Genomic DNA, 12,047 nt, shown 5'->3' with positions numbered 1-12,047 from the left:
GGGCGGCGCGGGTTCGGTGGCCTGCCAGGAGTTCATCACCCAGTTGGGTCGGAACTTCCAGGTGATTTACGAGCAGGCCAACGCCCACGGCCAAAAGGTGCAGACCGCCGGCAACAACATGGCCAGCACCGACAGCGCCGTTGGGTCCAGCTGGGCCTAACACCCAACTTCAGGCGCGGCAGCACACCACATATCGGTGTGCTGCCGCGTCCTGCGGTTATCCGAGCAGGTCGACTTTCGAGGTATTGATGGACTCACAGAGCACGCGCACCGACATCACCGTCAACGTCGACGGCTTCTGGATGCTCCAGGCGCTGCTGGACATTCGGCATGTCGCGCCGGAACTGCGGTGCCGGCCGTACGTCTCCACCGACTCGAGCGACTGGCTCAACGAACACCCCGGCATGGCGGTGATGCGCGAGCAGGGCATCGTCGTCGGCGAACTGAACGAGGTACAGGAGCAGGTGGCCGCTCGGATGCGGGTGCTCGCCGCGCCCGACCTCGAGATCATCGCCCTGCTCTCGCGGGGCAAGCTGCTCTACGGCGTCGTCGACGACGAGAACCAGGCGCCCGGGTCCCGCGACATCCCCGACAATGAGTTCCGCGTGGTGCTCGCCCGGCGCGGTCAGCACTGGGTATCGGCGGTTCGGGTGGGCAACGACATCACGGTCGACGACGTCGCCGTCGCGGACAGCGCCTCGATCGCGTCACTCGTCCTGGACGGCCTCGAGTCGATTCATCATGCGGAGCCCGCGGCGATCAACGCGGTCAACGTGCCGCTGGAGGAGATGCTGGAAGTCACGAAGTCGTGGCAGGAGTCCGGCTTCAACGTGTTCTCCGGCGGAGATCTCCGGCGAATGGGCATCAGCGCCGCCACCGTGGCCGCGTTAGGGCAGGCGCTGTCGGACCCGGCGGCCGAGGTCGCCGTCTATGCGCGCCAGTACCGGGACGACGCCAAGGGCCCGAGCGCCTCGGTGCTGTCGCTCAAAGACGGTTCGGGCGGCCGGATCGCGCTTTATCAACAGGCCCGAACCGCGGGTTCGGGGGAGGCGTGGTTGGCCATCTGCCCAGCGACCCCGCAATTGGTGCAGGTCGGTATAAAAACCGTCCTGGATACGTTGCCTTACGGCGAGTGGAAAACCCACCGCAGGGTGTGAACCCGCTTGCGAAACATAGTGTTTACCAACGGCTTTGCCCAGAACGTGCGGCCGAGAGGCAAACACGGCATACTTCTCTAGAATCATTAACGATGATTCGCCAGCAAACCCACAACAACTAATATCGCGAGGGCGAGACAGATGAAATCCGAATTGTTCGGGCTGCACATCCTCCGACGCCACGGCGCCATGGTGAGCAGGTCGGCAGCTGCCCCCGCGCGGCTAGATGCACGGGTCAACTCATTCACCACGCAAGGGGGTGCGCAGCGATGACTGCGGTAACTGCGGTAGTTGAAGCACCACAGCCCGACATCGAGGGAATCTCGCAGCCTCGGGCCGTCGTGGTCGGCATCATGGCCGGCGAGGGCGTCCAGATCGGCGTCCTGCTCGATGCCAATGCCCCCGTCTCGGTGATGACCGACCCGCTGCTGAAGGTAGTCAACAGCCGGTTGCGCGAGCTCGGCGAGACACCGTTAGAAGCCAAGGGCCGCGGCAAATGGGCGCTGTGCCTGGTCGACGGCACACCGCTGCGGGCCACGCAATCGCTCACCGAGCAAGACATCTATGACGGCGACCGGCTCTGGATCCGGTTCATCGTTGACACCGAGAAGCGATCGCAAGTCGTCGAACACATCTCCACCGCCGTTTCGCAGAACCTCAGCAAGAGGTTCGCCGCGATCGACCCCGTCATCGCCGTTCAGGTCGGCGCCTCGATGGTGGCCACCGGCGTGATCGCCGCGACGGCGCTGCTGGGCTGGTGGCGCTTCCACCACAACTCGTGGCTGACCACCATCTACTCCGCAGTGATCGCCCTGGTCGTGCTGGGCGTGTCGATGATGCTGCTGGCACGGGCCCAAACCGACGCGGATCGGCGCGTCGGCGACATCATGCTGTTGAGTGGCCTGGCGCCGCTGGCAGTCGCCGCGGCAGCAGCACCGCCCGGCGGGGTGGGTTCCCCGCATGCGGTACTGGGCTTCGGAGTGCTGACCATCGAGACCATGTTGGCCCTGCGTTTCACCGGCCGGCGGCTCGGCACCTACACCGCGATCATCACCATCAGCGCGGTGGCGGCGATTGCCGCCCTGGCGCGGATGGTCGCGAATAGCAGTGCGGTGACGCTGCTCAGCTGCGTGGTGCTGGTCTGCGTGCTGGCCTACCATGCCGCCCCGGCGATGTCCCGCCGGCTGGCCGGCATTCGGCTGCCGGTATTCCCGTCGGCCACCAGCCGCTGGGTGTTCGAGGCTCGACCCGACCTGCCCACCACCGTGGTGCGTTCCGACGGTGGCCCCCCGGTGTTGGAAGGGCCCGCGTCGGTGCGCGACGTGCTGCTGCAGGCGGAACGGGCCCGGTCGTTCCTGACCGGGCTGCTGATCGGGCTGGGCGTGCTGATGGTGGTTTCGCTGGCCGCGCTGGCCGATCCGCACACCGGTCAACGGTGGCTCCCGCTGCTGCTCGCCGGCTTCAGCGCCGGGTTCCTGATGCTGCGCGGGCGTTCCTACGTCGACCGCTGGCAGGCGATCACCTTGGCCGTGACGTCCGTGCTGATCGTCGGCACGGTGGTAGTGCGCTACGCGCTGGTGCTGCACTCGCCGCTTTCGGTGGCGATCTGCACCGGGATCCTGGTTCTGCTGCCGGCGGCGGGCCTGACGGCCGCGGCGGTTGTGCCCAACACGATCTACAGCCCGCTGTTCCGCAAGTTCGTGGAATGGATCGAATACCTCTGCCTGATGCCGATCTTCCCGTTGGCATTGTGGCTGATGAATGTCTATGCGGCGATTCGGTACCGCTAGCACCAGGGTGTGGCGTGGTCGCGCGTCGCGCGCGACCGTCGCCGCCCTCCTGCTCACGTCGGGCGCGTTAGCCGGCTTGCCGCCGGCGTACGCGATCTCGCCGCCGACGGTCGATCCCGCCGCGGTTCCGCCCGACGGTCCGCCCGGACCGCCCGCGCCGATGAAGCAGAATTCGTACTGCACCGAGGTCGGGGTGCTGCCGGGCACCGATTTTCGGTTGCAGCCGAAGTACATGGACATGCTGAACTTGCAGGAGGCCTGGCAGTTCGGCCGCGGGGCGGGGATCAAAGTCGCCGTCATCGACACGGGCGTGACCCCACACCCCCGGTTCCAGCATCTGATCCCCGGCGGCGACTACGTCATGGGCGGCGACGGATTGTCGGACTGCGACGCCCACGGGACGATCGTGGCGTCGATGATCGGCGCGGCCCCCGCCAGCGGCGCAACACCGCCGCCCGCGGGACCGCGTAAGCCAGTCACCATTCCGACCACCGAACCGCCCCCGAAAGCGCCGCCGCCGCAGACGGTCACGTTGTCGCCGCTGCCGCAGACGGTGACGATGGTTCCCCCGCCGCCGCAATCGGAGGCTCCGCCCGCGGCGCCGGGGCCCTTCGGGATACCGGGATTCCCAGGAGCGCCACAGCCGGCGGCACCGCCGGCACCGGCTCAGGGGGGCCCGGCGCCGGGAGCCGGTCAGGCCCCGTCCGGCAATCGTGGCGGTTCGGGCACGGTGACCATCCCCAGCTACTCCGGCGGCAAGCACATCGTCGGCGTCGACAACCCCGTCGACCCGCGTCCACTCGACCCGCCGAAGCCGCCACCGCCGCCCCCGCCACCCGCGGGAGGGGCGCCCGACGCCTTCAGCGGAGTCGCCCCCGAAGTCGACATCATTGCGATCCGCCAGTCCAGCCAGGCGTTCGGTCTCAAGGATGCCTACACCGGTGACGAGGATCCGCAGACCCGCGCGAAGGTGGACAACGTCGAGACGATGGCACGGGCGATCGTGCATGCCGCCAACTTGGGCGCCCAGATCATCAACATCTCCGATGTGACCTGCATGAGCGCGCGCAACATCATCGACCAGCGCTCGCTGGGTGCGGCGGTCCGGTACGCGGCGGTCGACAAGAACGCCGTCATCGTCGCCGCGGCCGGGGACAGCAGCAAGAAAGACTGCAAGCAAAACCCGATCTTCGATCCGTTGCAGCCCAAGGATCCCCGCAACTGGAACGCGGTCACCACCGTCGTCACGCCGTCGTGGTTCAGCGACTACGTGCTGACCGTAGGAGCGGTGGACCCGGACGGTCGGCCGCTGACCCAAGGCGGTCAGGGCCAGGGCGCGTCGAGCATCGCCGGACCGTGGGTGGGCATCGCCGCACCCGGTACCGACGTCATCGGGCTCTCGCCCCGCGACGACGGCCTGATCAACGCGATCGACGGCCCGGACAACACACTGCTGGTTCCGGCCGGCACCAGCTTCTCGGCGGCGATCGTGTCCGGGGTGGCCGCGCTCGTGCGCGCCAAGTTCCCGCAGCTCTCGGCGTACCAGGTCATCAACCGGTTGACCCGCACCGCCAGGGCGCCCGCACGCGGCGTGGATAACCAGATCGGCTACGGCGTGGTCGACCCGGTGGCGGCGCTGACCTGGGATGTGCCCGAAGGCCCGGCAAAGCCGCCGCAGCAATTGTCGGCGCCGCTGACGGTGCCTAAGCCGGCCCCGCGCCGCGATATGGTGCCAGTGTGGGTGGCCGCCGGCGGACTGACCGGGGCATTACTCATCGGCGGCGCGGTATTCGGTGTCGCGACGATGATGAAGCGACGGAAGCAGCAATGAGGGCGGAGCGACGATAGTAATGAATCCTCAACGCAGATTCGGGTTGTCGTTGTCGTGGCTGCGCGTCACCGCGGTGTTCTTGGTCGACGTCGTGATCTTGCTGGTGGCCAGCCACTGCCCAGACTCCTGGCAGGGCGAGCACCGCATCGCCTTTTGGGTCGGGGTCGGCCTGGCGGTGATCGTCACGTTGCTCTCGCTGGTCACCCACCACGGCCTCACACTCACCTCCGGGTTGGCCACGTGGTTGTGGGATTGGTCCGCCGATCCGGGCACCGCGCTGGCCGCCGGCTGCACGCCCGCCGTCGATTACCAACGTAAATACGGGCGCGACACGGTCGGGGTACGCGAGTACGCGGGCCGTCTGGTTTCGGTGATCGCGGTCGACGGCGGTGAGGACGACGCTCCCGGGCGCCACCGCCACCATCGCACGACGGCGTCGGCCCCCACCCTGCTGGTGCAGGCGGTCGCTGAGGGGCTGCACCAGTTCGACATCCACCTCGACGGCATCGACGTCGTGTCGGTGAAGATACGCCGCGGCGGCAACGCCGCCGAGCTGTCGAAGCTCGACGACTGGGGGCCCGAAGAGTGGGAGGTGGTGGGCGACCAGCCCGCCTCGTACGTGCGCCGCACCTGGCTGGTTCTGCGGATGAACCCCCAGCGCAACGTCGCCGCCGTCGCGGCCCGCGATTCGTTGGCGTCGACGTTGGTCGCGGCCACCGAACGCCTCGCCCAAGACCTCGATGGCCACGGCTGCGCGGCCCGGCCGCTGACGGCCGACGAGCTCGCCGAGGTCGACAAGGCCGTACTGGCCGATCTCGAACCGACCTGGAGCCGCCCCGGCTGGCGCTACCTCAAGCATTTCAACGGGTTTGCGACGAGTTTTTGGTTGACGCCGTCGGACATCACCACGGACACGGTCGACGACCTGTGGCAGCCCGACACCGAGGCGACCGTGGTGACCATCCGGCTCACCACGTCGGGCGGCCGGCCGCTGGTCTCCGCCTGGGTGCGCTACCACAGCGACAAGCGGACCCCCAAGGGGTTGCCGCACGGACTCAACCGGCTCACCGGCCGCCAACTGGCCGCGGTGCGCGCCAGCCTGCCTGCCCCGACCACTCGGCCCTTACTGGTGGTGCCCACCCGGGACCTGCTGGAAGGCGATGAGTTGGTGCTGCCGGTGGCTCAGGTGCGGGACAACGCTGCGGCCTTGCCTGCAGCGCAATGAGTCGTCCGCAGTCAACCCCCGAGGACGCCCGTAACGCGATGGTCGCCGGCCTGTTGGCGTCCGGCATCTCGGTCAATGGGCTGCAGCCCAGCCACAACCCGCAGGTGGCATCGCAGATGTTCGCCATGGCGTCCACCATCGATCCCGACATGTGCGACGCATGGCTGGCCCGGGTGCTCGCCGGTGACCAGAGCCTCGAGGTGCTCCGCGGCGCGTGGGCATCGATCAGGACGTTCGGGTGGGAGATCCGGCGCCTCGGGGTGACCGAATTGCAGTTCCGGCCCGAGGTATCCGACGGGTTGTTCCTGCGGCTGGCGGTCACCAGCGGGGAGTCGCTCGCCTGCGCGTACGCCGCGGCGCTCGCCGAGGCGAAACACTACGAAGAAGCCGCGAAACTGCTCGACGGCGTCGAGCCGAGGCATCCATTCGACGAAGAGCTGATCAACTACGTGCGCGGCGTGCTGTATTTCCGCACCGGACGATGGCCGGACGTCCTCCTGCAGTTCCCGGAGGGGAAGGTCTGGCGCAACCCCGAGCTCAAAGCCGCGGGTGCGGCGATGGCCACCACGGCCCTGGCGTCGCTCGGGGTGTTCGAGGAGGCCGTCCGTCGCGCCCAGGCGGCCATCGAGGCGGACCGGGTGCCGGGCGCGGCCAACGTCGCGCTCTACACCCAAGGCATGTGCCTGCGCCACCTCGGTCGCGAGGAGGAGGCCGCCGAGCTGTTACGCCGGGTGTATTCGCGCGATCCCAAATTCACCCCGGCCCGGGAAGCGTTGGACAACAACGATTATCGGCTGATATTGACCGACCCGCAGACGATCGAGGCCCGCACGGACCCGTGGGACCCGGACAGCGCACCGACCCGCGCGCAGACGGAGGCCGCCCGCCACGCCGAGGAAGCCGCCAAATATCTGGCCGAAGGCGACGCCGAGCTCAACGCGATGCTCGGCATGGAAAAAGCCAAACGCGAAATCAAGCTCATCAAGTCGACGACCAAGGTGAACCTGGCCCGAGCCAAGATGGGGCTGCCCGTGCCGGTGACATCGCGCCACACCTTGTTGCTCGGGCCGCCGGGAACCGGCAAGACATCGGTGGCGCGGGCGTTCACCAAGCAACTGTGCGGCCTCACCGTGCTGCGCAAGCCGCTCGTGGTGGAGACCAGCCGCACCAAGCTGTTGGGCCGCTACATGGCCGACGCGGAGAAGAACACCGAGGAGATGCTCGAGGGCGCATTGGGCGGGGCGGTCTTCTTCGACGAGATGCACACCCTGCACGAGCGCGGCTATCACCAGGGCGACCCCTACGGCAATGCGATCATCAATACGCTGCTGCTGTACATGGAGAATCATCGCGACGAGCTCGTCGTCTTCGGTGCGGGCTACGCCAAGGCGATGGACAAGATGCTCGAGGTGAATCAGGGTCTGCGGCGGCGCTTTTCGACGGTGATCGAGTTCTTCAGCTACACCCCGGACGAACTTGTCGCGCTGACCCAACTGATGGGGCGGGAAAACGAGGACGTCATCACCGACGAATCGGCCCAGGCGTTGCTGCCGTCGTACACGAAGTTCTATCTCGACGAGAGCTACTCGGAGGACGGGGATCTGATCCGCGGTATCGATACGCTCGGCAACGCCGGTTTCGTGCGCAATGTGGTGGAAAAGGCCCGCGACCACCGGAGCTTCCGCCTGGACGACGAGGACCTCGACGCCGTACTGTCCAGCGACACAACCGAATTCAGCGAGCGCGACCTGCTGCGGTTCAAGGAGCTCACCAGCGACGACCTGGCCGAGGGTCTGAGCGCGGCGGTGGCCGAGAAGAAGTCGACCTAGCGCGCCTCGTCGCGGCAGCGCAAATCGGCCGGCAGCTAAGTTGACTCACCCCGGTCCGAATGCCACCATGGCTTTCGTATGCACCTCGCTAGGTGAGGCGTCTACATGGATATAGGCCACTGACCTCGAACGTCGAGAGACGCCCAGGGTCAGGACAGCTCTTCCCGGCTTAAGGGTTGAGCCCAAGTGGCTTCCGGTTCGGTCCGGATACGCCGTGTGGTGCCAAAGCTCTGACGAGAGGGGTGCGGTGCCCGGGTGGTTTTCTCGGGCGCTCCTCCCCAACGTGCGATGCAGGTGGCACCCCCGTGTGTCCTGGCCGTGAGGAGGTGGGCGCGAAATGAGTCCCGACGATATTCCGTATTCCAGAACGACGACCGTTTCGTTACGACCGACCCCGGCCTCGTTTCCTCGGTCCTGATCATGCCTGGCCCGGCAAATCCGGGCCGGTCGTCGGACCCGTAATGAAAACGGTTATCATTTCGGTGTGAGTGTCTTGCTTGGGCCGCCGCGGCGGTGCGCAACGGCGCCAGCAATCCACCAGCAACCAACGGGTCGCGTGACGCGAGGAGGGGCCGATGTCGTTTGCAATTAGGGGTCCGGGAGCGGTGACGACAGCTGCCGGTCACCTGAATGGTGTTGGATTCGCCTTGACCGCAACACAATTCACGCCAGACGCCGGCCCATTTCGCAGCAGTGAGCGTCCAAGTGACGGCAGTGCCCGGCATGACGTGCCGGATGCGGGACCTGGTGGTGCGCTTAGATCTCCGTTAACTTAGGCTTGCCTTATCCGGGGGGCAGGCTTCCCAACCCCAACGCGATCGCAACAAGTCAGAGAGGGGCGCGAACGATGACGCTTGATTTTGCGATGCTTTCTCCGGAGGTCAACTCGGCTCGGATGTATTCGGGGACGGGTTCGGCCTCGATGCTGGCGGCTGCGTCGGCGTGGAAGGGCCTGGCCGCGGAGCTACGATCCACGGCGCTGTCGTATGGTGCGGTGCTTTCGGCGCTGACCGACGAGGAATGGCATGGCCCGGCATCGGCGATGATGGCGTCCGCGGCCGCACCCTACGTGGAGTGGATGAACACCACCGCGGTGCAGGCCGAGGAGACCGCCACCCAGGCTGAGGCCGCCGCGGCGGCCTACGAGACCGCTTTCGCGGCCACGGTTCCCCCAGCAGAGATCGCGGCCAACCGCGCCCAGCTGGCGTCGCTGGTCTCGACCAACTTCTTGGGCCTCAACACCCCCGCGATCGCGGCCACCGAGGCCCAATACGGGGAGATGTGGGGCCAAGACGCCGCAGCGATGTACGGCTATGCCGGATCATCAGCCGCGGCGAGCAGGCTAACCGAGTTCGACGCGCCCCAACCGATCGTCAACCCCGCCGCAACGACGTCTCAGTCGGCGGCGGTGACCCAGGCCGCGGCCACCTCGGCGGGCACGGGGCAAAGCACGCTGTCAAAGCTGATGACGTCGGTCCCGGGCACGCTGCAGAGCATGGCCTCCCCGGCGGCCTCGACGGCGGCCGACCCAGCCAGCCTGGACGATCTCCTGAATTCGTCGATCTGGAACAACTTTGGACCGAACGCGAATATCTGGAACACCATCTTCTCGTCCGGGTTCTATATGCCGGGCAACTACCTCGGCACCGCCTCCAACTTCATGACCCAAGGCGCGGGCGACGCGGCCGCCGGCGCGGCCGGCGCCGCGGCGGACGGAGCGGCAGCCGCCGGCCTGGCGCAGGCGGTCGCCCCGGCGGGCGGCCTCGGGGCCGTCGGCAACACAGTGTCGGCGGGGCTGGGGGCGGCACCCCAGGTCGGAGGGCTGACGGTACCGGCGAGCTGGACGGGGGCCGCGCCCCAGCTGTCTTCCGCAATCAATGCCACACCGATGGTGGCGCCACCCCCAGCGGTGGCAGCAGGCATGCCCGGCATGCCGCTGGGCGGCGGCCGGGGCTTCGGCCGCCACATGCCCCCGCAGTACGGCTTCAAACCTTCGTTCGTCACACGCCCGCCCTCTGCGGGATAACGCCTGCGCTTCACCTCGCCCTCTGTGCGCACCAGCGCCCACGGGGCCACCTGACACCGGCTAGCAAAAAGGGGAGGAGGCTGACGAATGACCGCGCCAATGGATTTCGCCATGCTTCCTCCCGAAATCAACTCGGGTCGCATGTATTCGGGGGTCGGCGCAGGCCCGCTGTTGGCCGCGGCTTCGGCCTGGTATGGACTGGCCGCGGAGTTGCGGGCCACCGCGCAAGGCTACGACTCGGTGCTTTCGGAGTTGACCGGCCAGGCGTGGTACGGCCCGGCGTCGGCGTCGATGGCGGCCGCGGCCGCGCCGTATGTGGCATGGATGAGCACCACCGCGGCGCAGGCGGAGGAAACCGCCACCCAGGCCGAGGCAGCCGTCGCGGCCTACGAGGCCGCGTTTGCCGCCACGGTGCCGCCGCCTGTCATCGCCGCCAACCGCAGCCTGCTCGCGGCGCTGATCGCCACCAACTTTTTCGGCCAGAACACCCCCGCGATCGCGGCCACCGAGGCTCAGTACCTCGAAATGTGGGCCCAGGACGCCGCGGCCATGTACGGCTATGCGGGCGCCTCGGCCGTCGCCAGCCAGCTGACCCCGTTCGACCCGCCCACGGAGACCACCGATTCCGCCGCGTTGCCGGCGCAGTCGGCGGCGGTGGGCCAGGCCGCGGCCACCTCGGCGGGCACCGGGCAAAGCACGGTTTCACAGCTGATGTCCGCGGTGCCCGGCAGTTTGCAAAGTCTGGCCGCGCCGGCCGCTCCGACGGCGTCGGCCCCTGCCAGCCTGGACGATCTCCTGAATTCCGCGATCTGGAACAACTTTGGACCCAACGCCAATATCTGGAACACCATCTTCGCGTCCGGCTTCTACATGCCGGCCAGATATCTCGGCGTTGCCTCCGACTTCATGTCGATGGATCAAGCCGCCGGAAGTGCTGCCGACGCAGCGGAAGGCGCGGCCAGCGCAACAACTGCCGGCGCGCTGGGGAGCCCGCCGGGCGGCGTGTCGCTGGTCAACTCGGTCACCGCCTCCATGGGCAGGGGAGGTCTCGTCGGCCCACTGTCAGTGCCACAAGGCTGGGCCACGCCCGCGCCGGTGCAAAGTCCGCTTGCCTCGACGCTCGTCAGCGCCCCGGGGGATGCGCCCGCCCCACCCGTCTCGGCCAGCACGCCCTCAGTACCGGTGGGGGGACATATGGGTGCCCGGGGCGAGGGCCGCGCAATGCCTCAATACGGCTTCCGCGTCGCCTTCGTGGCGCGCCCGCCGGCCGCGGGATAGTAGATCGCCCCGCACCATCTCACAAGCGCCACGTCATTCACGTGAGCGTTCGGCAACGGTATAGGCGGGCTGCCGGGCAAGGCCGTCGAGTTGAATCACCCCATTTAGCACTGCGAACGGCGGCTTTCGACCTCACAGGCAACCGGCAGCAGCTAATCAGCGCTGTGGCAGCGAGCCAGGTTTACCCTTAGTGAAATTCAGGGGAGGGTGGCATGACGATTAACCATCAATTCGGCGCTGCCGATGCGCGGCGCCGCCACGGGGCCGACGCCGCAGCGCTGCAAGCTGGGCATCACCGGGCCAGGCCGCGGCTTCCAGGTGGTACATAAGCCGGAGAATCTGTACGTAGAATTTGCGCACATCCGGCAGACATACATTCATCATCGATGCTCATGTTTCAGTCAACACATGTGCGATCGATGTGCAATTGCAATGCGCTTTGCATTCCATCGCGATAAGGCGCTTCCACCGATATCATCGCTGCCCGTGATGCAATAGGGCAATGTAAAGTTTGCGAACAAAGAAGTAATTATTGACGTTAACCGCAGTTAACGCGATCACCGACGACACTGAAATGTGATCGGCGACACCAAATAGCAGACCCCTTGCGCGTGCACCGGGCCGGCTGGCTGACGCGCAAATAGTGGTGTTGACTAGGGGTTTCGGCGCCGAACCGCGTTAACTGTGAAACAGAGTTCTCACATCCGCACCAGGGAAACGTGACATTAATGTTTTACATTCTGATTACTCGTCGGGAACGCATTGTGAATACGTTTCGATCAGCATGATTCCTAGCCCAGGCGGGCACGGGCAGAGCGGCCCGATGCATCCTGTGAAATTCACAACTAAGAGAGGATGGGAGTCCGGCTGTCTCCGACGAGCGCAAATCAAACTCATGCACTCTGCGGCGA

General features: G+C 66.9%; 8 protein-coding genes and 1 riboswitch. All 8 genes read left to right on the top strand.

Going from position 1 to position 12,047, the window contains the following annotated elements:
* On the top strand, nt 1-160 hold a 160-nt coding region (locus ACQI5H_RS22565), incomplete at its 5' end, for a WXG100 family type VII secretion target (protein ID WP_427081515.1).
* Between the two features lie 88 nt (nt 161-248).
* Nucleotides 249-1,157 carry an ESX secretion-associated protein EspG gene (locus ACQI5H_RS22560; protein ID WP_427081512.1) on the top strand — a complete coding sequence of 303 codons (909 nt, stop codon included), beginning with the start codon at nt 249-251 and terminating at the stop codon, nt 1,155-1,157.
* Between the two features lie 269 nt (nt 1,158-1,426).
* Nucleotides 1,427-2,947, top strand: a complete 1,521-nt coding sequence (gene eccD / locus ACQI5H_RS22555) for a type VII secretion integral membrane protein EccD (RefSeq protein ID WP_427081511.1) — start codon at nt 1,427-1,429, stop codon at nt 2,945-2,947.
* Entirely contained in the window at nt 2,925-4,778 is a 1,854-nt protein-coding gene (locus ACQI5H_RS22550; protein WP_427081510.1) for a type VII secretion-associated serine protease mycosin, read from the top strand. Before eccD ends, ACQI5H_RS22550 begins: the two co-directional genes overlap by 23 nt.
* Before the next feature lie 19 nt (nt 4,779-4,797).
* Nucleotides 4,798-6,003: a type VII secretion protein EccE gene (gene eccE / locus ACQI5H_RS22545; protein ID WP_427081509.1), complete on the top strand. Its 1,206-nt coding sequence runs from the start codon at nt 4,798-4,800 to the stop codon at nt 6,001-6,003.
* Nucleotides 6,000-7,832, top strand: coding sequence for a type VII secretion AAA-ATPase EccA (gene eccA, locus ACQI5H_RS22540; protein WP_427081508.1), 1,833 nt, complete (start codon nt 6,000-6,002; stop codon nt 7,830-7,832). The genes eccE and eccA overlap by 4 nt, the downstream gene beginning before the upstream one ends.
* A gap of 77 nt (nt 7,833-7,909) precedes the next feature.
* Nucleotides 7,910-8,081, top strand: a riboswitch (M-box (ykoK) riboswitch).
* A gap of 598 nt (nt 8,082-8,679) precedes the next feature.
* Nucleotides 8,680-9,858, top strand: a complete 1,179-nt coding sequence (locus tag ACQI5H_RS22535) for a PPE family protein, SVP subgroup (RefSeq protein ID WP_427081507.1) — start codon at nt 8,680-8,682, stop codon at nt 9,856-9,858.
* A gap of 87 nt (nt 9,859-9,945) precedes the next feature.
* Nucleotides 9,946-11,136 (top strand): PPE family protein, encoded by a 1,191-nt coding sequence (locus ACQI5H_RS22530; protein WP_427081506.1) that lies wholly within the window; start codon nt 9,946-9,948, stop codon nt 11,134-11,136.
* The last annotated feature ends 911 nt before the right edge of the window (nt 11,137-12,047 follow it).

This window comes from Mycobacterium heidelbergense, from assembly GCF_050205645.1.
Lineage (GTDB): Bacteria > Actinomycetota > Actinomycetes > Mycobacteriales > Mycobacteriaceae > Mycobacterium > Mycobacterium heidelbergense_A.
This window is presented reverse-complemented; position numbering and strand designations above follow the sequence as displayed.